This window comes from Enterobacter cloacae complex sp. 2024EL-00711, from assembly GCF_047529885.1.
Lineage (GTDB): Bacteria > Pseudomonadota > Gammaproteobacteria > Enterobacterales > Enterobacteriaceae > Enterobacter > Enterobacter ludwigii.
The window spans coordinates 56302-79643 of the sequence record NZ_JBLIZC010000010.1 but is presented as its reverse complement, the minus strand read 5'-3'; the positions used below and the strand labels follow the sequence as shown (position 1 = coordinate 79643).

The window sequence follows — 23342 nt, the reverse complement described above, 5'->3', positions numbered from 1 at the left end:
GTCCCTAAAGGAGAGGACAATGGTTGCGGTAAGAAGTGCACATCTTAATAAAGCTGGGGAGTTTGACCCACAAAAATGGATAGCAAGTCTGGGGATTTCCAGCCAGCAGTCGTGTGAACGCTTAACCGAAACCTGGGCCTACTGTCAGCGCACCACTCTGGGGCATCCTGACGCCGAACTGTTATTGTGGCGCGGCGTGGAGATGGTTGAAATCTTATCCATGCTGAACATGGATATCGAAACGCTGCAGGCCGCGCTTTTGTTCCCTCTTGCCGATGCGGATGTCGTCACTGAAGACGTGCTGCGCGACAGCGTCGGGCAATCCGTCGTGGCGTTGATCCACGGCGTACGGGATATGGCGGCAATCCGCCAGCTCAAAGCCGCACATACCGATTCCGTCTCCTCGGAGCAAGTTGATAACGTTCGCCGGATGCTGCTGGCCATGGTGGACGATTTCCGCTGCGTGGTCATCAAGCTCGCTGAGCGCGTTGCCCACCTGCGCGAAGTAAAAGATGCGCCGGAAGACGAGCGCGTACTGGCCGCGAAAGAGTGTACGAACATCTATGCACCGCTGGCGAACCGCTTAGGGATTGGTCAACTGAAATGGGAGCTGGAGGATTACTGCTTCCGTTACCTGCACCCGGCAGAATATAAGCGGATTGCAAAACTCCTGCACGAGCGACGCATTGACCGCGAGCACTATATTGAGGAGTTCGTCAGCGGATTGCGCCAGTCGATGAAAGAAGAGAATGTGCGGGCCGAAGTCTATGGTCGACCCAAGCACATCTACAGCATCTGGCGCAAAATGCAGAAGAAACATCTCGCCTTTGATGAGCTGTTTGACGTGCGCGCCGTGCGCATCGTTGCGGAGCGTCTGCAGGATTGCTACGCCGCGTTAGGGATAGTACATACTCACTTCCGCCATCTACCGGATGAGTTTGATGACTATGTCGCGAACCCGAAACCTAACGGCTATCAGTCTATTCATACCGTGGTGCTGGGGCCTGGCGGCAAAACGGTCGAGATTCAAATTCGTACCAAACAGATGCACGAGGACGCTGAGCTTGGCGTCGCGGCGCACTGGAAATACAAAGAGGGGACGTCAGGTGGCGTGCGCTCTGGTCATGAAGACCGTATTGCCTGGCTGCGTAAGCTGATTGCGTGGCAGGAAGAGATGGCGGATTCCGGCGAAATGCTGGATGAAGTGCGAAGCCAGGTCTTTGACGACCGGGTCTACGTCTTTACGCCGAAAGGTGACGTGGTCGACCTGCCAGCAGGCTCCACGCCGCTGGACTTTGCCTATCACATCCACAGTGATGTGGGGCACCGCTGCATCGGGGCGAAAATTGGCGGGCGTATCGTACCGTTTACCTATCAGCTGCAGATGGGCGACCAGATTGAAATCATCACGCAGAAGCAGCCTAACCCGAGCCGTGACTGGCTTAACCCGAACCTGGGTTATGTCACCACCAGCCGCGGGCGCTCAAAAATTCACGCCTGGTTCCGTAAGCAGGATCGTGACAAGAACATTCTGGCCGGTCGCCAGATCCTCGACGACGAGCTGGAACATATCGGCATAAGCCTGAAAGAGGCCGAGAAATTCCTGCTGCCGCGCTACAACTTCAACGAGCTGGATGAACTGCTGGCGGCGATTGGCGGCGGTGATATCCGTCTTAATCAGATGGTGAACTTCCTGCAGGCGCAGTTCAACAAGCCAAGCGCGGCGGAGCAGGATGCGGCGGCGCTGAAGCAGCTGCAGCAGAAAACCTATGCGCCACAACAGCGCAGCAAAGACAATGGCCGCGTTGTGGTGGAAGGGGTGGGTAATCTGATGCACCACATTGCCCGCTGCTGCCAGCCAATCCCGGGTGATGATATCGTTGGCTTTATCACTCAGGGACGCGGGATTTCCATTCACCGTTCAGACTGCGACCAGCTTGCCGAGCTGCAGTCGCATGCACCGGAACGTATTGTGGAAGCGGTCTGGGGCGAGAGCTACTCGGCGGGGTACTCGCTGGTGGTTCGCGTCACCGCAAACGACCGCAGCGGCCTGCTGCGTGATATTACGACCATTCTCGCGAACGAGAAGGTCAACGTGCTGGGCGTGGCCAGCCGCAGCGATACGCGCGAGCAGCTTGCTACCATCGATATGACCATCGAAATCTACAACCTGCAGGTACTGGGCCGCGTGCTTGGCAAACTGAACCAGGTCCCGGATGTGATTGACGCACGTCGTCTGCACGGCGGGTAAGCCCACCTTTCTGTAAGCCGGGTAAGGCGTAGCCTTTACCCGGCATTTATTTTTAATCAGGACAGAATTATGACCCAAATCGACCGCCTGCTTGGCATCATGAAACGCCTGCGCGATCCGGAAAACGGCTGCCCGTGGGACAAAGAGCAGACTTTCGCCACCATCGCCCCGTACACCCTCGAAGAGACCTATGAAGTGCTGGACGCCATTTCACGCGAGGATTTTGACGACCTGCGTGGTGAACTGGGTGACCTGCTGTTCCAGGTGGTGTTCTATGCGCAAATGGCGCAGGAAGAGGGGCGTTTTAACTTCGACGACATCTGCGCTGCCATCAGCGACAAACTGGAACGCCGTCATCCGCATATCTTTAGCGATGCCACCGCAGGTGATAGCGCGGAAGTGCTGGCGCGCTGGGAACAGATTAAAAGCGCCGAGCGCGCGGAGAAATCCCAGCACTCGGCACTGGATGACATTCCCCTGAACCTGCCTGCGCTGATGCGGGCGCATAAAATTCAGAAACGCTGCTCCGCGGTTGGCTTTGACTGGACGTCTCTTGGCCCGGTGCTGGAAAAAGTGCATGAAGAGATCGACGAAGTAATGCACGAAGCGCAACAGGCCGTGGTAGATGAAGCAAAGCTTGAAGAAGAGATGGGCGATTTGCTGTTCGCGACCGTCAACCTTTCTCGCCATCTGGGTGTAAAAGCGGAAACCGCCCTGCAAAAAGCCAACATTAAGTTCGAACGACGCTTTCGCGAAGTTGAGCGGATTGTGGCCTCGCGCGGCCTGGAAATGAGCGGAATTGACCTCGAGGCGATGGAAGAAGTCTGGCAAGAAGTAAAACGCCAGGAAACTGATCTCTAACGAAATTTGGCGATCAAGCGCAATTTGTGTGATTTTTTAAATGACAAGCGCTTGATTTGCGTCAAAAACATTTACCCAAAAGGGGCTATTTTCTCACTCCTTATGTTTGTCATTGGCTGGACAGGAGACGGAGAATGAAAGTTTGTGGCGCTCGCCGTGTTCGGGTATACTACTTTCCCGTCCTGGTTATTCCATCGTTTCACCCTAACTTCTCAGGTTCAGCATGACAACGAACTATATTTTTGTGACCGGCGGGGTCGTATCCTCTCTGGGTAAAGGCATTGCCGCAGCCTCCCTCGCAGCCATTCTTGAAGCCCGTGGCCTCAATGTGACCATGATGAAACTGGATCCGTACATCAACGTCGATCCGGGTACCATGAGTCCAATCCAACACGGGGAAGTGTTCGTTACTGAAGACGGCGCTGAAACCGATCTGGATCTTGGCCACTACGAGCGTTTCATCCGCACTAAAATGACCCGTCGTAACAACTTCACGACAGGCCGCATCTACTCCGACGTTCTGCGTAAAGAGCGCCGTGGTGATTATCTTGGTGCTACCGTTCAGGTTATCCCACACATCACTAACGCTATCAAAGAACGCATTATTGCGGGCGGCGAAGGCCACGACGTGGTGCTGGTTGAAATCGGCGGTACCGTGGGTGATATCGAATCCCTGCCATTCCTGGAAGCGATTCGTCAGCTGGCGGTTGATATTGGCCGTGAAAACGCGCTGTTCATGCACCTGACGCTGGTGCCTTACATGGCAGCCGCAGGTGAAGTGAAAACCAAACCTACTCAGCACTCCGTTAAAGAGTTGCTCTCCATCGGTATTCAGCCAGACATCCTGGTTTGCCGTTCCGATCGCGCGGTTCCGGCGAACGAACGCGCGAAAATTGCATTGTTCTGTAACGTGCCGGAAAAAGCCGTTATTTCAATGAAAGATGTCGATTCCATTTATAAAATCCCGGGCCTGTTGAAATCACAGGGCCTGGACGATTATATTTGTAAACGATTCAGCTTGAACTGTCCGGAAGCTAACCTGTCTGAATGGGAACAGGTTATTTACGAAGAAGCGAATCCGGCTGGCGAAGTGACTATCGGCATGGTTGGCAAGTACATTGAACTGCCAGATGCCTATAAGTCAGTTATCGAAGCGCTGAAACACGGTGGTCTGAAGAACCGCGTCTCCGTTAACATCAAGCTGATTGATTCGCAGGATGTTGAAACGCGTGGCGTTGAAATTCTGAAAGATCTGGATGCGATCCTTATCCCTGGCGGCTTCGGCTACCGTGGTGTAGAAGGCAAGATCGCCACCGCACGCTATGCGCGTGAAAACAATATTCCATACCTCGGTATCTGCCTGGGTATGCAGGTTGCGCTGATCGAATTTGCGCGCAACGTAGCGGGAATGGAAAACGCGAACTCTACGGAATTTGTGCCAGACTGTAAGTACCCTGTCGTGGCGCTTATCACTGAATGGCGCGACGAAGAAGGTAACGTCGAAGTCCGTACCGAGAAGAGCGACCTGGGTGGCACGATGCGTCTTGGCGCACAGGCCTGCCAGCTGTCCGACGATAGCGTCGTTCGCAAGCTGTATGGCGAGCCGGTTATCACCGAACGTCATCGTCACCGCTATGAAGTCAACAACATGTTGTTGAAACAAATTGAAGCTGCGGGTCTGCGTGTTGCGGGCCGCTCCGGGGATGATCAGTTAGTCGAGATCATCGAAGTGCCAAACCATCCGTGGTTTGTCGCCTGCCAGTTCCACCCGGAATTTACTTCAACGCCACGTGACGGGCACCCGCTGTTTGCAGGCTTTGTGAAAGCCGCCAGCGATTACCAGAAGCGTCAGGCGAAGTAAAAAAAGTTAGAACGGCAACGCGTACCTCTGGTACGCGTTGTTTGTCTGGAGTTTTAGTTTAACTTGTACTGAGGAAAATCTAATGTCCAAAATCGTTAAAGTCATCGGTCGTGAAATCATCGACTCCCGTGGTAACCCGACCGTTGAAGCCGAAGTTCACCTGGAAGGTGGTTTCGTCGGTATGGCAGCTGCTCCGTCAGGTGCTTCTACTGGTTCCCGCGAAGCGCTGGAACTGCGCGATGGCGACAAATCCCGTTTCATGGGCAAAGGCGTACTGAAAGCTGTTGGCGCCGTAAACGGCCCTATTGCTCAGGCAATCATTGGCAAAGACGCTAAAGACCAGGCTGGCATCGACAAGATCATGATCGATCTGGACGGTACTGAAAACAAATCTAACTTCGGTGCTAACGCAATCCTGGCCGTTTCCCTGGCGAACGCCAAAGCTGCAGCGGCTGCTAAAGGTATGCCACTGTTCGAACACATCGCTGAACTGAACGGCACTCCAGGCAAATACTCCATGCCTGTACCGATGATGAACATCATCAACGGTGGTGAGCACGCAGACAACAACGTTGATATTCAGGAATTTATGATTCAGCCAGTTGGCGCGAAATCCCTGAAAGAAGCAGTACGTATGGGTTCTGAAGTGTTCCACAACCTGGCTAAAGTTCTGAAAGCTAAAGGTATGAACACTGCTGTTGGTGACGAAGGTGGCTATGCGCCAAACCTGGGTTCTAACGCAGAAGCACTGGCTGTTATCGCTGAAGCGGTTAAAGCAGCAGGCTACGAGCTGGGCAAAGACATCACTCTGGCGATGGACTGTGCAGCGTCTGAATTCTACAAAGACGGTAAATACGTTCTGGCTGGCGAAGGCAACAAAGCGTTCACCTCTGAAGAGTTCACTCACTTCCTGGAAGACCTGACCAAACAGTACCCAATCGTTTCTATCGAAGACGGTCTGGACGAATCTGACTGGGATGGCTTCGCATATCAGACTAAAGTACTGGGCGACAAAATCCAGCTGGTGGGTGACGACCTGTTCGTAACCAACACCAAGATCCTGAAAGAAGGCATCGAGAAAGGCATCGTTAACTCCATCCTGATCAAATTCAACCAGATCGGTTCTCTGACCGAAACGCTGGCTGCGATCAAAATGGCGAAAGACGCTGGCTACACCGCTGTTATCTCTCACCGTTCTGGCGAAACTGAAGACGCTACCATCGCTGACCTGGCTGTTGGTACCGCGGCTGGCCAGATCAAGACCGGTTCTATGAGCCGTTCTGACCGTGTTGCTAAATACAACCAGCTGATTCGTATCGAAGAAGCACTGGGCGAAAAAGCACCATACAACGGTCGTAAAGAGATCAAAGGCCAGGCATAATCGCTAAGCCTTAAAATGAAAATGCCAGTCGCAAGACTGGCATTTTTTAGGCTATTTAAAATCGACCGCCATTTGTTCCGGAATGGTCAGCCCCTGAGTGGTTTGCACGCAGCGGGCAATATAGTCCGTAAAGCGGGGTGGCTTAGGCATGCCCATGCTAAGCAGCTTATCATTGCTGAAGCGCACGTTGAGTGTGGCAAAAGCACCGTATAAACGCATTGCTTTCAGCATCAGGCGCTCGTTGCACGGCCCAAAAATATCCTTCAGTTCGCGGCGCATTCTGACCAGCGTTTCGTAACTCACCTGGGCGTATCGATCTCCGACAGGGGCTTTCTCCAGCGCCTGCGCCATTGCCTTATCAATATCAGCAAAGCGAACGCTGTTCTCTTCCCCGGCAGAAATATGTACCACTTCCCCTGAACGTGCATTACTGGTAAGCAGCATTAACAGCGCGTCGGCACAATAGTCCACCGGAACGACATCGATTTTGTCTTCCATCGAACACATGAATTTTTGCAGCATTAACCCCATGCTAAAGACCCAGAAAATACTGCTTGAAGGTGTGCAGCCGTGACGGGTATGGCCGACGACGATAGACGGGCGGGCGATGAGCAGCGGCAGGTCAGGACAGTGCTGGCGCATCAGCTGTTCAATGGTGGATTTCGAATAGGTATATTCCACCAGATGCTCGGCGTTCTCTCTGAATTCTGCACTTTCGGCGACCAGCGAATCCTGCTCCGGCGTGCAGGACATCGCCGTGCCAACGTGCAGGAAGCGCTGTAGGGTCGACACCCGTTCCATGCGGCGCGCCAGCGCCAGGGTTCCCTCGACGTTCACCTTCCAGATAAGCGGGTTGTTGCCAAATGACGCGACGGCCGCGCAGTTAACGACATGCGTCACCTGTTCAAGGCGCGGATCGTTCAGGAAGGCTTCCGGCTGGCTGAGATCACCAATGAGGATATTCTCCACGCTCAGCGAGGCCAGTGCATGCTCAGGCACGTTGAACTTACGCATATTCTCCTGCACTCGCGCCAGCCCACCTTGCGGGTCACTGGCGCGCGCAAGCAGAAGTAAATTTACGGCGCTTTCGCCGGTCAGGATTTTTTCAAGTACTGCACCACCCAGAAATCCGGTCACGCCTGTAATCAGTAAGGTTTTCATTGATACCGTCTCATTATGATTGATGAGGCGGATTGTAGGCGGGCGAAAGTAAACGGCGTTTAAATAAAAAAATGGGCAGCCTTACCGTTTCTTAAGCTTATTTTAAGGTAAGGAATTCAGGGGGTGAGATTGGACATTGCAGGAGGGAAGAAAATTCAATTTATAAAGATATTTATTTTAAATTACTGATTTATATATTATTAATGTGCTTCCTGTGTCGTGGGAATATTAAGTCAAAATGTAATTATAAAAATACTTTGTAACATCATTCATTGATGCGGTAAATAATTTAACGGATGCTTAAGTACACTTAAAATAACGAACTCGCAGGCTATTGATATATAGCCTGCGAAGGTTTTTTACAGCAACAGCGGAAGCGTTGCGCTGGCGGTTTGTTGGCTGACCTCGCCGTAATGACCGTCTATTGCAATAAGGGAGTGGGTAAGCAACTCGACCAGCAACATAACGCCCACTTTGGCATTGAGTGCGCCTGCGCTAAGAGGCCCCTCGGGTTTGGCTGCAACCAGTAGCATATCGCTCAGGGACGCCAGCGGGCTACGCGGCGTATTGCTGAGCGCCAGCACGGGGACGCCACGTTTGCGCGCAAGTTTTACGACGTGAAGTAAATCCCGCGTTGAGCCTGAACTGGAGATGGCTACCACCAGCGACGCTTTAGAGAGGGTGGTCGCATTCATGGCTGCACGGTGCATATCGCTGAAGAGCTGCACAGGTTTGCCCAGGCGCAACAGCTTATAATGCAGATACTCGCCGAGGATCGCACTGGCAGCGACCCCATAAATCTGGACTGACTGCGCCTGATGCAGTGCCTGCGCCGCCTTTTCCAGCAGCGCTCTGTCGAGCAGTCTGGCGGTATCCTGCAGAGCCTGTACAGACTCTTCCACTACGCTATCAATTTCATCCCCGGCCTGACGCTCTGGCTGACCCTGCTGAATGTCCAGCGCAAGTGCCATTTTGAATTCCGTGTACCCCTTACAGCCCAGCGTGCGGCAAAGACGCGTCACGCTGGCCTCGCTGGTATGACTTTCGCGCGCCAGCTCAGTGATCGTCAGGTAAAGCACCCGGGCAGGATCGTTGAGGACAAACTCACCCAGTTTTCGTTGTGTTGGGCTGTACCCGGAAGCCTCCTGGCGTAGCTTCAGCAGCAGGTTTTCATGGTCTGACATGCGAGATCCTTAATGCATTCTTCTGTCGACTAGTGTGGCGGAAAGCGGGGGAAAGATGCCAGTCATTTCGAAAAAGTATGATCGTCCTCCTGGTTATTGATGATAATTTTCACTATTAATAATTAATGTGGTAAAAATTTTCATCTATACACGAGGGGATGAAAAAATGATGCAAATGTTCAGTGGGGCTTCTTCTGGCGGATGGTTTGAGAAAGCGCAGCGCTTTGGCAAATCATTTATGTTGCCCATCGCCGTCTTGCCCGCGGCGGGTTTGTTGCTGGGGATTGGAGGCGCGTTATCAAACCCCAATACCCTCACGGCCTACCCGTTTTTAGATGTTGCGTGGCTGCAGGCCATCTTTACCATTATGAGCAGTGCCGGTTCGATTGTGTTCGCCAACCTCTCGGTGCTGTTTGCTGTCGGGGTCGCCGTCGGGCTGGCAAAAAATGATAAAGGAACCGCGGGGCTGGCGGCATTGCTCGCTTTTCTGGTGATGAATGCCACCATCAATGCGCTGCTGATCCTGACCGGAAAACTGGCGCTTGAGAACCCGGGTGCCGTAGGGCAGGGAATGACGCTGGGGATCCAGACGCTGGAAACCGGCGTATTTGGTGGGGTCGTCATCGGGCTTGTGACCTGCGCGTTACATCATCGGTTCAATAAGATTGCGCTTCCGCAGTTCCTGGGTTTCTTTGGCGGTTCACGTTTTGTACCGATCGTCAGCTCGCTGGCGGCAATACTTGTCGGGGCATTAATGACCGTCATCTGGCCGCATTTCCAGAAGCTGATCTTCGGTCTGGGCGGGCTTGTGGATGCCACCGGTTATCTGGGGACTATGCTGTACGGTTTCATTTTGCGCATGCTCGGGCCGTTTGGTTTACACCACATCTTCTATCTTCCCTTCTGGACGACCGCGCTTGGCGGCAGCGAGATCGTTAACGGTCAGCTGGTAGAAGGTACGCAGCGGATCTTCTTCGCCCAGCTTGCTGACCCGACTACACGCCAGTTTTATGAAGGCACGTCGCGTTTCATGTCCGGACGTTTCATCACGATGATGTTTGGTCTGCTGGGTGCCTGCCTCGCGATGTACCACACGGCAAAGCCGGAGAACAAAAAACGCGTCGCGGGGCTGTTACTTTCGGCGGCATTGACCTCGTTCCTGACGGGAATTACTGAACCTATTGAGTTCTCATTCCTTTTTGTTGCACCTGTGCTGTACGTCATTCACGCCCTGTTTGACGGGCTGGCGTTTATGCTCGCCCATATTTTACACATCACTATCGGGCAAACCTTCTCAGGCGGTTTTATCGACTTCGTGCTGTTCGGCATTCTCCAGGGCGAGGCCAAAACCCACTGGATGTTCGTGCCGCTGGTAGGGGTGCCGTGGTTCTTCCTCTACTACTTTACGTTCCGCTATCTGATTAATCGCTTTGATTTTGCCACGCCGGGGCGTGAGAAAGAGGCGATGGCGGATGAAGTGACCTTTTCGCAGAGCGAGCGTGCTGTTGCGGTGATCGCCGGGTTAGGTGGCAAAGACAATCTCGAAGAGGTGGACTGCTGCGCGACGCGTCTTCGCGTCACGGTGAAGGATGGCAGCAAAGTGAATGAATCGGCGCTGAAAGCGACCGGCGCGCGTGGCGTTATCGTCCGCGGCAACGGTGTTCAGGTCATTTATGGGCCGCATGTCACGATTATTAAAAACGAAGTGGAAGAGATCTTATCGTAATGAAAACTGTACTGGATAACCTGAAGGGAAAACTGGTCGTCTCCTGCCAGGCGCTGGAGAATGAACCTCTGCATAGCGCGTTTATTATGTCACGAATGGCGCTGGCCGCCGCGCAGGGTGGGGCGGCAGCGATCCGTGCCAATAGCGTGGTGGATATCGAAGCCATCAGGCAGCAGGTAGCGCTGCCGGTTATTGGCATCATCAAACGCGATTATCCGGATAGTGAGGTGTTTATCACCGCCACGATGAAAGAGGTGGATGAGCTGATGACGGTTTCTCCGGAAATCATTGCCCTGGATGCGACTGCGCGACAGCGCCCTGGCGGCGAAGACCTGGCGACGCTGGTCGCGCATATCCGCACGCGGTACCCGTCGGTACGCCTGATGGCGGATATTTCCACAACAGAAGAGGCCGTGACGGCGCAGGCGCTGGGTTTTGATTGTGTGGGGACCACGCTTTACGGTTATACGACAGAAACCGCAGGCCATGCGCTACCGGACAATGACTGCGCATTTCTGAAAGAGGTACTGGCTGCCGTCGACATTCCCGTGGTGGCCGAAGGCAACGTTGACACACCTGAACGGGCGGCGAGGTGCCTGGAACTTGGTGCCTTTATGGTCGTTGTCGGCGGGGCCATCACCCGCCCACAGCAAATTACTGCGCGGTTTATGGCAGCGATTGGCGCTCAAAGCACCGATGGAGCATGACCATCTGACGGGGATCTGCGATACTTATCGTTTATCCCCTTAACTGAGATGACTATGCAGTACCCGATTAACGAGATGTTCCAGACCCTGCAAGGCGAGGGTTACTTTACCGGCGTTCCCGCCATCTTTATTCGATTACAGGGATGCCCGGTTGGCTGTGCCTGGTGTGATACCAAACATACGTGGGATAAACTCGCAGATCGGGAAGTGTCGCTGTTTAGCATTCTGGCTAAAACCAAAGAGAGCGATAAGTGGGGCGCGGGAAGTGCAGAAGATCTGCTGGCGATCATTGGCCGTCAGGGCTGGACGGCGCGCCACGTGGTGATTACCGGGGGTGAACCCTGCATCCACGACCTGACGCCACTGACCGAGCTGCTCGAAAAGAACGGCTACAGCTGTCAGATTGAAACCAGCGGCACGCATGAAGTGCGCTGTTCTCACACCACCTGGGTGACGGTTTCGCCGAAAGTTAACATGCGCGGCGGCTACGATGTTCTCTCTCAGGCGCTGGAGCGTGCTGATGAGATTAAACACCCGGTTGGCCGCGTGCGTGATATCGAAGCGCTGGATGAACTGCTCGCCACGCTGACGGATGAAAAGCAGCGGATCATCGCGCTGCAGCCTATCAGCCAGAAAGAGGATGCCACGCGCCTGTGTATTGAAACCTGTATTGCCCGCAACTGGCGGCTGTCGATGCAGACGCACAAGTACCTGAACATCGCCTAAAAAAAAGCCCGGATATTCCGGGCTTTTTTTACTCACCGCGATAGATACAGCCCGCGGTGCAGGTCTCTTTGATCATCACCGCGCTCAGCAGAGGCACCTGCGGTTTCATCTGATCCCAAATCCATTTAGCCAGCACTTCACTGGTCGGATTTTCAAGGCCCGGGATATCATTCAGATAGTAGTGATCCAGACGATCGTAGGTCGGCTTGAATGCCGCCTTCAGCTCGGCAAAGTCCATGATCCAACCGGTATGCGGATCGACGTCACCGGTTATCTCAAGACGCACCATAAACGAGTGCCCGTGCAGACGGCCACATTTATGCCCTTCAGGAACATGCGGAAGGTGGTGGGCGGCTTCGAAGGTGAAATCTTTAAACAGTGTGGTGGACATTATTGCTCTCAGTAATGCGGAAAAAACCGCCGCATAGTACCGGAAAGCACAATTTTTATCATTAACTAAAACGGCTCTGTTGCCGCAACGTGGTGCATACGAGAAAGGACTACTGTTTTATTAATAAATTTCAATGGGTTAGTTAATCGTTTTTATCGTTAAGAACGATAACTAAAACAGGTTAGTCCATTTGGTTATTTATTATTTCCATCCCTTCTTTAATTGTTATTATCCTCGCCGTTAACCTTATCTTCAGTTTGGATTTATTCGCTTAAAGTCCGCTTGGCTACTGGAACATAACGACGCATGACAACACAGGCCCCACCTTCAAATTTGCTTCCCCTGAACCCGGAGCAACTGGCGCGCCTTCAGGCTGCCACCTCTGATTTTTCTCCCACCCAGCTTGCCTGGGTCTCCGGCTATTTCTGGGGAATGCTTAACCAGCAACCGGGCGCTGTGGCTGCTGCACCGGCAACTGCGGTAGAAATTCCGGCGATTACCCTGATTTCTGCCTCGCAGACGGGCAATGCTCGCCGTGTGGCCGAAGCACTGCGCGACGACCTGCTGGCCGCCAAACTGAACGTGAACCTGGTGAACGCCGGGGACTATAAATTCAAACAGATCGCGTCCGAAAAACTGCTGGTGGTGGTTGCTTCAACCCAGGGTGAGGGTGAGCCGGCAGAAGAAGCGGTGGCCCTGCATAAGTTCCTGTTCTCGAAAAAAGCCCCAAAACTGAACGGGACGGCGTTCGCCGTGTTTGGCCTGGGCGACACCTCCTACGAATTTTTCTGCCAGTCCGGTAAAGATTTCGACAGCAAACTGGCGGAACTGGGCGCTGAGCGCCTGCTGGACCGCGTTGATGCGGATGTGGAATACCAGACCGCAGCCGCTGAATGGCGTGCGCGCATCGTTGACGTGCTGAAAGCGCGCGTGCCGAAAGAGACGCCAGCGCAGGCTGCCGTCACCGCGGCGGGCGCAGTCAATGATATTCACACCAGCCCGTATACCAAAGAGGCACCGCTGGCAGCGAGCCTGGCGGTTAATCAGAAAATTACCGGCCGCGACTCTGAGAAAGACGTGCGGCATATTGAAATCGATCTCGGTGATTCCGGTCTGCGTTACCAGCCGGGCGATGCACTTGGGATCTGGTACCAGAACGATCCGACGCTGGTTAAAGAGCTGGTCGAACTGCTGTGGCTGAAAGGCGATGAGCCTGTCACCGTCGACGGTAAAACGCAGCCGCTCTCTGAGGCGCTGCAGTGGCATTTCGAGCTGACGGTCAACACGCCAAACATCGTTGAAAATTACGCCACCTTAACGCGCAGTGAATCGCTGCTGCCTCTGGTGGGGGATAAGGCGAAGCTGCAGCATTACGCCGCGACGACGCCGATTGTCGATATGGTGCGTTTCTCTCCGGCACAGCTGGATGCGGATGCGCTAATTGGCCTGCTGCGTCCGCTGACGCCGCGCCTCTACTCCATTGCCTCTTCCCAGGCCGAAGTGGAGAGCGAAGTGCATATCACCGTGGGCGTGGTGCGTTATGACATCGAAGGCCGTGCCCGTGCGGGCGGGGCATCAAGCTTCCTGGCCGATCGCGTGGAGGAAGACGGTGAAGTGCGCGTGTTTATCGAGCACAACGACAACTTCCGTCTGCCTGCGAACCCGGAAACACCGGTCATCATGATTGGGCCGGGTACCGGTATTGCGCCATTCCGCGCCTTTATGCAGCAGCGCGCTGCAGATGAGGCGCCGGGTAAAAACTGGTTGTTCTTCGGCAACCCGCACTTTACGGAAGATTTCCTCTACCAGGTTGAGTGGCAGCGTTATGTCAAAGAAGGCGTCCTGACGCGCATCGACCTGGCCTGGTCCCGCGATCAGCAAGAAAAAGTATATGTACAAGACAAACTGCGCGAACAGGGCGCAGAGCTGTGGCGCTGGATCAATGACGGTGCCCACATTTATGTCTGCGGCGACGCCAATCGCATGGCGAAAGACGTTGAGCAGGCATTGCTGGAAGTGATTGCCGAATTCGGCGGTATGGATGCCGAAACGGCGGATGAATTTTTAAGTGAGCTGCGCGTTGAGCGCCGTTATCAGCGAGATGTCTACTAATGAGCGAAAAACATCCAGGGCCACTGGTGGTCGAAGGTAAACTGACAGACGCCGAGCGCATGAAGCTGGAAAGCAACTATCTGCGCGGCACCATTGCTGAAGATCTGAATGACGGTCTCACCGGCGGCTTTAAAGGCGACAACTTTCTGCTGATCCGTTTCCACGGTATGTATCAGCAGGACGACCGTGATATCCGCGCCGAACGTGCAGAACAGAAGCTGGAGCCGCGTCATGCGATGCTGCTGCGCTGCCGTCTTCCGGGCGGGGTGATCACCACGAAACAGTGGCAGGCGATCGATAAGTTTGCGGGTGAAAATACCCTTTATGGCAGCATCCGTCTGACCAACCGTCAGACCTTCCAGTTCCACGGCATTCTGAAGAAGAACGTGAAGCCGGTACACCAGATGCTGCACTCTGTCGGGCTGGACGCGCTGGCCACGGCCAACGACATGAACCGTAACGTGCTCTGCACCTCGAACCCGTACGAGTCCGAGCTGCACGCCGAAGCCTATGAATGGGCGAAGAAGATCTCTGAGCACCTGCTGCCACGCACTCGTGCCTATGCGGAGATCTGGCTCGATCAGGAAAAAGTGGCCACCACCGACGAAGAACCGATCCTCGGCCAGACCTATCTGCCACGTAAGTTCAAAACCACCGTGGTGATCCCGCCGCAGAACGATATCGATCTGCACGCCAACGACATGAACTTCGTGGCGATTGCCGAAAATGGCAAGCTGGTGGGCTTTAACCTGCTGGTGGGCGGCGGTCTCTCCATCGAACACGGTAACAAGAAAACCTATGCCCGCACCGCAAGCGAGTTTGGTTTCCTGCCGCTGGAGCACACGCTGGCCGTGGCTGAAGCGGTAGTCACCACGCAGCGCGACTGGGGTAACCGTACGGATCGTAAAAACGCGAAAACCAAATACACCCTGGAGCGCGTGGGCGTAGAGACGTTCAAAGCGGAAGTGGAGCGTCGCGCGGGGATTAAGTTTGAGCCGATCCGTCCGTATGAATTTACGGGACGTGGCGATCGTATTGGCTGGGTTAAAGGCATCGACAATAAATGGCACCTGACGCTGTTTATTGAAAACGGCCGTATTCTTGATTATCCGGGCCGCCCGCTGAAAACCGGTCTGCTGGAAATTGCGAAGATCCATAAAGGTGAATTCCGTATCACCGCTAACCAGAACCTGATCGTTGCCGGCGTGCCGGAAAGCCAGAAAGCGAAGATTGAGAAACTGGCGCGCGACCATGGGTTGATGGACGCGGTGAAGCCTCAGCGTGAAAACTCCATGGCCTGCGTGTCGTTCCCGACCTGCCCGCTGGCGATGGCGGAAGCAGAGCGTTTCCTGCCGTCATTCACCGATAAGGTGGAAGCGATTCTGGAAAAACACGGTATTCCGGACGAGCATATTGTTATGCGTGTCACCGGCTGCCCGAACGGCTGTGGCCGTGCGATGCTGGCCGAGCTGGGTCTGGTGGGTAAAGCGCCGGGTCGCTATAACCTGCACCTCGGCGGCAACCGTATCGGAACGCGTATTCCGCGCATGTTCCGTGAGAACATCACCGAGCCGGAAATTCTTGATTCTATCGACGAGCTTGTCGGGCGCTGGGCGAAAGAGCGCGAAGCGGGTGAAGGCTTCGGCGACTTTACGGTGCGTGCGGGCATTATTCGCCCGGTGCTCGATCCCGCAAGGGATTTCTGGGAGTAAACACGAGAGGTAATTATGTCCGTACTCGATCTAAACGCCCTAAATGAACTGCCAAAAGTCGATCGCATTCTGGCGCTGGCAGAAACCAATGCGCAGCTTGAAAAGCTCGACGCCGAAGGCCGCGTGGCATGGGCCCTGGAAAACCTGCCGGGTGATTATGTGCTCTCGTCAAGTTTTGGTATTCAGGCTGCGGTGAGTTTGCATCTGGTGAACCAGATTCGTCCGGACATTCCGGTGATCCTGACCGATACCGGCTACCTGTTCCCGGAAACCTACCAGTTTATCGATGAGCTGACGGACAAGCTCGGGCTGAACCTGAAAGTCTACCGCGCGGAGCAAAGCGCGGCCTGGCAGGAGGCGCGGTATGGCAAGCTGTGGGAACAGGGTGTTGAGGGCATTGAGAAATACAATGAGATCAACAAGGTCGAGCCGATGAACCGGGCGCTGAAAGAGCTTAACGCGCAGACCTGGTTTGCGGGGTTACGCCGCGAGCAGTCCGGAAGCCGCGCCACGCTCCCGGTGCTGGCGGTTCAGCGCGGGGTGTTTAAAGTGCTGCCGATCATCGACTGGGATAACCGTACGGTTTACCAGTACCTGCAAAAACACGGACTGAAATACCACCCGCTCTGGGACCAGGGTTATCTGTCAGTGGGCGATACCCATACCACGCGTAAATGGGAACCGGGCATGGCGGAAGAAGAGACGCGATTCTTTGGACTCAAGCGCGAGTGCGGATTGCACGAAGGGTAAATTCTGTTCCCTTTTCCCTCACCCTCTTACAAAGGGTGAGGGACATGTTCTGTTCTACGCTTTCCCTGCTTTTGCCAGCTCTTTCACCAGCGGCAGCATCACTTTAACCACATCCCGACTGCGGTGTTCAATCCGCTGCGGCAGTGCGCTATCAATATGCTGCTGATTATCCAGCAGCACGTTATGCCAGCTCGTCCCGTCCGGGAAAGCCTTCGATTTCACCCGCTGCTGATAACCGTCTTTCTTACCCAGCATCCAGTTAGTGGCTTCCACGTACAGAACAGGAATGCCCGCTTTATCGAACACTTCACCATCGTTACAGCAGCCGGTTCCGCGAGGATAGTCGGGATTCCCGCCCGGGTTGCTGGTGGCATACACCCCATGGCTGCGGGCAATCGCCAGCGCGCGGTCGCGCGTCAGTTTACGCACGGTACCCGGCGTACTCTGTCCGCTGTTGAAATAGAGCTTATCGCCGACGATCAGGTTATCGAGGTTAATCACCAGCAGCGTATTTTTCCTCTCCTCGGCACTCATGCGTTTCAGGAGATTCTCCGCGCCAAGTTTTCCCTCTTCTTCACCGCTGGTGGCAACGAAACGGATCCCGTATTGGGTTGGAATGTCTTTCATTCGCTCTGCCAGTTCGAGCATCACACCCAGACCCGCCGCGTTATCGTCCAGCCCCTGTAACGTCAGCCCGCCGAGATTATTGTCGGTATCGGCGTCGCTCATTGGCGCGTAGGTGTCCAGGTGCGCCATGATAATGATCTGTTCCGCCGCGCTACCTTCATGCGCCGCAATGACCGTACTGCCGGTCACGTTGTGCCAGTTTTTTGTTTTATTGCGCGAGGTATAGACGTAGCGGCTGTGAAACGATCGAATATCGCTCTGGTAACCCATGTCAGCAAATTGCTGGCGAATATAATCGGCGGAAAGCATTTCCGCTGGCGTGCCGGTCATACGACCCGGAAAGACGGTCGCAATATGCCGCGCCTGCATATTCGCGATTTCACCATAGGGCTGATTTTTTGCCTGGGCCGGAAGGATAAAGCAAACGCCGAGCGCCAGGGCAGCGATACGGTGGCGCGTTGCGGAAAACATAGTGAGTCCTTAAAAACAGAGCAAAATTTTAACCCGCCTAGTATGAAACTGTGATCGACCATACACAATTTGAATTGCTCTTAAATGCCCGAAAATTCGCGTGTTAAGCACTTTTTGATCTTTGCTTTTCCACGGCGTTATTCCATTGAGTAACTACTCATTCCAATTCGTAATTTCATTCGATCTAAGCCGCCCCCTATAGTCCCACTATTCCTTGTTGTTAGTGAGTTGTAGCTTGTGGACTATCTGCCCCTTTTTGCCGCGATAAAAGACAGACCTGTGCTGGTAGTCGGCACCGGTGAGGTTGCCGATCGCAAAATCGTGTTTCTGCAGCGAGCGGGGGCGCAGGTACGGATAGTCGACGAGGCGGATTTCGACGAGTCGCAAATCGACACCGTGGTGCTGGTGATTGCGGCAACCGACAACCGCGAGCTCAACCGCCGTATTTCAGAGGCGGCTCAGGCCCGTCACCGTCTGGTGAACGTGGTGGACGATCGGCCGCTGTGTTCGTTTATCTTCCCGTCGATTGTTGACCGTTCGCCATTGCTGGTGGCCATCTCCTCCGGCGGGACCGCGCCGGTGCTGGCACGCGTGCTGCGGGAAAAAATCGAAGCGCTTTTGCCTACCAGCCTTGGGCGGATGGCGGAGAAAGCGAGCTTCTGGCGCAACCATCTGAAAACGCGCCTGAACAGCGTGACGGAACGCCGTCGCTTCTGGGAGCGCGTGTTCCGCGGCCGATTTGCCAGCCTGATGCATGCCGGAAATGAAACGGCGGCGCAGCAGATCCTCGAAGATGAGCTGGATAACCCTGGCAGTAGCGGCGGCGAGATCATTCTGGTCGGTGCGGGGCCGGGTGATGCCGGGCTGCTGACCCTGCGCGGCCTGCAGGTGCTTCAGGATGCCGATGTGGTGTTCTACGACCATCTGGTCACCGACGGGGTGCGCGAATTGATTCGCCGTGACGCAGAACAAATCTGCGTTGGCAAACGGGCGGGCGAGCACTCTGTACCGCAGCATGACACCAACCAGATGCTGGTGGCGGCGGCAAAAGCGGGCAAAACGGTGGTGCGGCTTAAAGGTGGCGACCCGTTTATCTTTGGTCGCGGCGGGGAAGAGCTGCAGGCGGCGGCTGAAGCGGGCGTGCCGTTCCAGGTCGTCCCGGGTATCACGGCGGCTTCCGCAGTGACGGCCTACGCCGGTATACCGCTTACTCACCGCGATTATGCCCAGAGCGTGACCTTTGTCACGGGCCATTACAAGGCGGACAGCACCCCGTTTGACTGGTCGCATCTGGCCCAGAGTCGTCAGACGCTGGCTATCTATATGGGCACGATGAAGGCGGCGGACATCAGTGAACAACTTATTCAACACGGTCGAGAGGCAACCACGCCGGTCGCCGTAATTTCTCGCGGCACGCGCGTCGATCAGCATGTGGCTATCGGTACGCTACAGGATCTTGCCACCCTGGCGAAAGAGGCCCCTATGCCCGCGCTTATCGTGGTAGGGGAAGTGGTGCACCTGCACAGCACACTCGCCTGGTTTCAACATACAACAGACTCAGAGGGGTTTGGCTCCTCTGTGGTGAATCTGGCTTAAGGAACGGTTATGGACCAAAAACGACTTACTCACCTGCGGCAGCTCGAAGCGGAAAGTATCCATATTATCCGCGAAGTGGCAGCCGAATTCTCTAACCCGGTGATGATGTATTCCATCGGTAAAGATTCCAGCGTGATGCTACACCTGGCGCGTAAAGCGTTTTACCCGGGTACGCTGCCGTTCCCGCTGCTGCACGTTGATACCGGCTGGAAATTCCGTGAAATGTATGAATTCCGCGACCGTACGGCAAAAGCCTACGGCTGCGAACTGCTGGTGCATAAAAACCCGGAAGGGGTGGCGATGGGCATTAACCCGTTCGTGCACGGTAGTGCCAAACACACGGACATCATGAAAACCGAAGGGCTGAAGCAGGCGCTGAACAAATACGGTTTTGACGCGGCCTTCGGCGGCGCACGCCGTGATGAAGAAAAATCCCGTGCGAAAGAGCGTATCTACTCTTTCCGCGACCGCTTCCACCGCTGGGATCCAAAAAACCAGCGTCCGGAGCTGTGGCATAACTACAACGGCCAGATCAACAAGGGCGAAAGCATTCGCGTGTTCCCGCTCTCCAACTGGACCGAGCTGGATATCTGGCAGTACATCTATCTGGAAAATATCGAGATCGTGCCGCTGTACCTGGCCGCTGAACGTCCGGTGCTGGAGCGTGACGGCATGCTGATGATGATCGATGACGATCGCATCAACCTGCAGCCAGGCGAAGTGATCAAAAAACAGATGGTGCGTTTCCGTACCCTCGGCTGCTGGCCATTGACCGGTGCCGTGGAGTCCAGTGCGCAGACGCTGCCGGAGATCATTGAAGAGATGCTGGTGTCGACCACCAGTGAGCGACAGGGCCGCGTGATTGACCGCGACCAGGCAGGCTCCATGGAGCTGAAGAAACGTCAGGGTTATTTCTAAGGAGCCGCCATGAACACGACCATTGCTCAACAAATTGCCAATGAAGGCGGCGTAGAAGCTTATCTGCACGCGCAACAACACAAAAGCCTGCTGCGCTTTCTGACCTGCGGCAGCGTCGATGACGGGAAAAGCACGCTGATCGGCCGTCTGCTGCACGATACGCGACAGATTTACGAAGATCAGCTCTCTTCCCTGCACAATGACAGTAAACGTCATGGTACCCAGGGCGAGAAACTCGACCTGGCGCTGCTGGTGGACGGCCTGCAGGCCGAGCGCGAGCAGGGCATCACCATTGATGTGGCGTATCGCTATTTCTCCACCGAGAAGCGCAAATTTATTATTGCCGACACCCCGGGGCACGAGCAGTACACCCGTAACATGGCGACCGGTGCGTCTACCTGTGAACTGGCGATCCTGCTGATTGACGCCCGTAAAGGGGTACTGGATCAGACTCGTCGCCACAGCTTTATCTCCACGTTGCTGGGGATCAAACACCTGGTGGTGGCGGTCAACAAAATGGATCTGGTGAACTTCAGCGAAGAGAAGTTTGATGAGATCCGCCAGAGTTACCTGACGTTTGCTGAACAGCTGCCGGGTAACCTGGATATTCGCTTTGTGCCGCTCTCTGCGCTGGAAGGCGACAACGTGGCTTCCCAGAGCGCCAACATGCCGTGGTATAGCGGCCCGACGCTGCTCGAAGTGCTGGAAACCGTGGAGATCCAGCGCGTGGTCGACACCCAGCCGATGCGCTTCCCGGTTCAGTACGTTAACCGTCCTAACCTTGATTTCCGCGGTTTCTCCGGCACTCTCGCGTCGGGCACCGTGGCGGTCGGGCAGCGCGTTAAAGTTCTGCCGTCTGGTGTGGAATCCACCATCAGCCGTATCGTCACCTTTGATGGCGATCTGCCGCAAGCCGGCGCGGGTGAAGCGGTCACGCTGGTATTGAAAGATGAAATTGATATCAGCCGCGGCGATCTGCTGGTGGACGCTCAGGAGACGCTGGCAGCGGTGCAGGGGGCTTCCGTTGATGTGGTGTGGATGGCTGAACAACCGCTGACCGCCGGTCAGAGCTACGACATTAAAATCGCGGGTAAGAAAACCCGAGCCCGCGTGGACGGTATCCAGTTCCAGGTGGACATCAATAACCTGACCCAGCGCGACGTCACCGAACTGCCGCTGAATGGCATTGGTCTGGTCGACGTGACCTTTGACGAGCCGCTGGTGCTGGATCCCTACCAGCAGAACCCGGTAACGGGTGGGCTGATCTTTATCGATCGCCTCTCCAACGTGACCGTGGGTGCCGGTATGGTGCGTGAGCCAAATGAACAGGCTACGGTAGCCTCTGAGTTCAGCGCTTTTGAGCTGGAGCTGAATGCGCTGGTGCGTAAGCACTTCCCGCACTGGGGTGCGCGCGATCTGCTGGGAGGCAAGTAATGGCCGCCCATGATGAGAACGTCGTCTGGCATCCTCATCCGGTCACCGTCGCGCAGCGCGAGAAACTTCACGGTCATCGTGGTGTGGTACTGTGGTTTACCGGGCTATCCGGCTCTGGTAAATCCACAGTAGCGGGCGCGCTGGAAGAGGCGCTACACCAGCAGGGGGTTAGTACCTACCTGCTGGATGGCGACAATGTGCGCCACGGCCTGTGCAGCGATTTGGGCTTCAGCGACGACGATCGTAAAGAGAATATTCGCAGGGTGGGGGAAGTGGCCAGCCTGATGGCGGATGCCGGGTTAGTGGTACTGACCGCGTTTATCTCACCGCATCGTGCCGAACGCCAGATGGTGCGCGAGCGCGTCGGGCAGGATCGCTTTATCGAAGTGTTTGTCGATACGCCGCTGGAAATTTGCGAAGCGCGCGATCCCAAAGGGCTGTATAAGAAAGCGCGTGCGGGAGAGCTGCGAAACTTCACCGGCATTGACTCGGTGTACGAAGCGCCTGAATCGCCTGAAATTCACCTGGAAGGTCAACAATTGGTAACAAATTTAGTAAGCCAATTATTAGACCTGCTCAGACGGGACGATATTATCAGATCCTGAGACGGTATCGTTCGGGAGCTGTCTTCCCGAACGATGAGTCACGGTCACAGGATCAGCTATGCGCAACAGTGAGAACTACATTATTACCACCGGGTCGGAGCCGTTAGCGACCGACGACGAGACGACCTGGTCCTTTCCTGGGGCCATAGTCGGCTTCGTCTCGTGGTTGTTGGCCCTGGGCATCCCTTTTCTTATCTACGGCGGTAATACGCTGTTCTTCTTTCTCTATACCTGGCCTTTCTTCCTGGCGCTGATGCCTGTGGCAGTTGTCGTCGGTATTGCGCTGCACTCGCTGCTTAACGGCAAACTTCTTTACAGTACCGTGGTCACGATTGTGACGGTGGTTCTGATGTTTGGTCTGTTATTTTTGTGGCTCATGGGCTAACTTCAGCCATAATTCAAACCGTAAACAACTGTGTGACGATATTGAGCAAGGCGATTCTGCGGAAAAAATGTGGTACATTTGCCCGCGATGTTGCGGCATCTCTGTTACCCCGGCAAAGAGATCTGGGGGCGTTTTGGGATGATGATGCCGTTTTTCAGGGGGCAGGATGGGTAAACTAACGCTGCTGTTGCTGGCTTTGCTGATCTGGCTGCAATATTCGCTGTGGTTCGGTAAAAACGGACTGCACGACTATAGCCGGGTAAGCGATGACGTCGCGGCTCAGCAGGCAACAAACGCCAAACTTAAGGCGCGAAACGATCAACTCTTTGCTGAAATTGATGACCTCAATGGCGGGCAAGAGGCGATTGAGGAACGCGCACGCAATGAACTCAGTATGACTAAGCCGGGCGAAACTTTTTATCGTCTGGTTCCGGATGCGTCTAAACGCAATCAGGGCTCAGCACAAAACAATCGATAATCAGG

General features: G+C 54.8%; 20 protein-coding genes. 16 read left to right on the top strand and 4 right to left on the bottom strand.

Features of this window, described 5'->3' with window-relative positions:
• The first annotated feature begins 19 nt into the window (after positions 1 to 19).
• The 4 genes from relA to eno all read left to right on the top strand — a co-directional run bounded on the left by relA (position 20) and on the right by eno (position 6354).
• On the top strand, positions 20 to 2251 hold the full coding sequence (gene relA / locus ACMVME_RS20820) for a GTP diphosphokinase (protein WP_014171414.1): 2232 nt from the start codon (positions 20 to 22) through the stop codon (positions 2249 to 2251).
• Between the two features lie 69 nt (positions 2252 to 2320).
• Positions 2321 to 3112 carry a nucleoside triphosphate pyrophosphohydrolase gene (mazG, locus tag ACMVME_RS20815; protein ID WP_068794969.1) on the top strand — a complete coding sequence of 264 codons (792 nt, stop codon included), beginning with the start codon at positions 2321 to 2323 and terminating at the stop codon, positions 3110 to 3112.
• Positions 3113 to 3335: 223 nt separating this feature from the next.
• Complete coding sequence (gene pyrG, locus ACMVME_RS20810; RefSeq protein ID WP_014171412.1) at positions 3336 to 4973, top strand: glutamine hydrolyzing CTP synthase; 1638 nt, start codon at positions 3336 to 3338, stop codon at positions 4971 to 4973.
• A gap of 82 nt (positions 4974 to 5055) precedes the next feature.
• A complete protein-coding gene (gene eno, locus ACMVME_RS20805) occupies positions 5056 to 6354 on the top strand; it encodes a phosphopyruvate hydratase (protein WP_014885045.1) in 1299 nt (432 codons plus the stop codon).
• Positions 6355 to 6405: 51 nt separating this feature from the next.
• Here the strand turns inward: eno and ACMVME_RS20800 are convergent, their stop codons facing one another.
• Positions 6406 to 7515: an SDR family oxidoreductase gene (locus tag ACMVME_RS20800; protein ID WP_020883806.1), complete on the bottom strand. Its 1110-nt coding sequence runs from the start codon at positions 7513 to 7515 to the stop codon at positions 6406 to 6408.
• A 359-nt stretch (positions 7516 to 7874) separates the two neighbouring features.
• Positions 7875 to 8699: a MurR/RpiR family transcriptional regulator gene (locus ACMVME_RS20795; RefSeq protein ID WP_020883807.1), complete on the bottom strand. Its 825-nt coding sequence runs from the start codon at positions 8697 to 8699 to the stop codon at positions 7875 to 7877.
• 166 nt (positions 8700 to 8865) lie between these two features.
• Here ACMVME_RS20795 and ACMVME_RS20790 point away from each other — a divergent pair, with 166 nt between their 5' ends.
• From ACMVME_RS20790 to queE, 3 genes are read left to right on the top strand one after another with little or no spacing between them, the layout of a single operon-like run.
• Positions 8866 to 10425 carry a maltose/glucose-specific PTS transporter subunit IIC gene (locus ACMVME_RS20790; protein ID WP_020883808.1) on the top strand — a complete coding sequence of 520 codons (1560 nt, stop codon included), beginning with the start codon at positions 8866 to 8868 and terminating at the stop codon, positions 10423 to 10425.
• A complete protein-coding gene (locus ACMVME_RS20785) occupies positions 10425 to 11132 on the top strand; it encodes an N-acetylmannosamine-6-phosphate 2-epimerase (protein WP_049022837.1) in 708 nt (235 codons plus the stop codon). The genes ACMVME_RS20790 and ACMVME_RS20785 overlap by 1 nt, the downstream gene beginning before the upstream one ends.
• Positions 11133 to 11186: 54 nt before the next feature.
• The gene (queE, locus tag ACMVME_RS20780) at positions 11187 to 11858 is read left to right on the top strand and encodes a 7-carboxy-7-deazaguanine synthase QueE (protein ID WP_020883810.1); all 672 of its coding nucleotides are present in this window, start codon (positions 11187 to 11189) and stop codon (positions 11856 to 11858) included.
• A gap of 28 nt (positions 11859 to 11886) precedes the next feature.
• On the opposite strand, the gene queD is transcribed toward queE, so the two are convergent.
• Positions 11887 to 12249, bottom strand: a complete 363-nt coding sequence (queD, locus tag ACMVME_RS20775) for a 6-carboxytetrahydropterin synthase QueD (RefSeq protein WP_014171404.1) — start codon at positions 12247 to 12249, stop codon at positions 11887 to 11889.
• A gap of 306 nt (positions 12250 to 12555) precedes the next feature.
• Here queD and cysJ point away from each other — a divergent pair, with 306 nt between their 5' ends.
• From cysJ to cysH, 3 genes are read left to right on the top strand one after another with little or no spacing between them, the layout of a single operon-like run.
• Positions 12556 to 14361, top strand: coding sequence for an NADPH-dependent assimilatory sulfite reductase flavoprotein subunit (gene cysJ, locus ACMVME_RS20770; protein WP_032678869.1), 1806 nt, complete (start codon positions 12556 to 12558; stop codon positions 14359 to 14361).
• On the top strand, positions 14361 to 16073 hold the full coding sequence (cysI, locus tag ACMVME_RS20765; protein WP_014171402.1) for an assimilatory sulfite reductase (NADPH) hemoprotein subunit: 1713 nt from the start codon (positions 14361 to 14363) through the stop codon (positions 16071 to 16073). Before cysJ ends, cysI begins: the two co-directional genes overlap by 1 nt.
• A gap of 15 nt (positions 16074 to 16088) precedes the next feature.
• A complete protein-coding gene (cysH, locus tag ACMVME_RS20760) occupies positions 16089 to 16823 on the top strand; it encodes a phosphoadenosine phosphosulfate reductase (RefSeq protein ID WP_014171401.1) in 735 nt (244 codons plus the stop codon).
• Positions 16824 to 16877: 54 nt separating this feature from the next.
• On the opposite strand, the gene ACMVME_RS20755 is transcribed toward cysH, so the two are convergent.
• Positions 16878 to 17921, bottom strand: a complete 1044-nt coding sequence (locus ACMVME_RS20755) for an aminopeptidase (RefSeq protein WP_032678868.1) — start codon at positions 17919 to 17921, stop codon at positions 16878 to 16880.
• Between the two features lie 246 nt (positions 17922 to 18167).
• Between ACMVME_RS20755 and cysG the strand changes: the two genes are divergently transcribed.
• From cysG to ftsB, 6 genes are all read left to right on the top strand, one after another.
• The gene (gene cysG, locus ACMVME_RS20750; protein WP_217493744.1) at positions 18168 to 19517 is read left to right on the top strand and encodes a siroheme synthase CysG; all 1350 of its coding nucleotides are present in this window, start codon (positions 18168 to 18170) and stop codon (positions 19515 to 19517) included.
• Positions 19518 to 19526: 9 nt separating this feature from the next.
• Positions 19527 to 20435 (top strand): sulfate adenylyltransferase subunit CysD, encoded by a 909-nt coding sequence (gene cysD / locus ACMVME_RS20745; RefSeq protein ID WP_022649190.1) that lies wholly within the window; start codon positions 19527 to 19529, stop codon positions 20433 to 20435.
• A gap of 9 nt (positions 20436 to 20444) precedes the next feature.
• Positions 20445 to 21869: a sulfate adenylyltransferase subunit CysN gene (cysN, locus tag ACMVME_RS20740; RefSeq protein WP_014171398.1), complete on the top strand. Its 1425-nt coding sequence runs from the start codon at positions 20445 to 20447 to the stop codon at positions 21867 to 21869.
• Complete coding sequence (gene cysC, locus ACMVME_RS20735) at positions 21869 to 22474, top strand: adenylyl-sulfate kinase (protein ID WP_014171397.1); 606 nt, start codon at positions 21869 to 21871, stop codon at positions 22472 to 22474. The genes cysN and cysC overlap by 1 nt, the downstream gene beginning before the upstream one ends.
• Before the next feature lie 58 nt (positions 22475 to 22532).
• Positions 22533 to 22859, top strand: coding sequence for a DUF3561 family protein (locus tag ACMVME_RS20730; RefSeq protein ID WP_014171396.1), 327 nt, complete (start codon positions 22533 to 22535; stop codon positions 22857 to 22859).
• Positions 22860 to 23025: 166 nt separating this feature from the next.
• On the top strand, positions 23026 to 23337 hold the full coding sequence (ftsB, locus tag ACMVME_RS20725; protein WP_008499609.1) for a cell division protein FtsB: 312 nt from the start codon (positions 23026 to 23028) through the stop codon (positions 23335 to 23337).
• Positions 23338 to 23342: the final 5 nt, after the last annotated feature.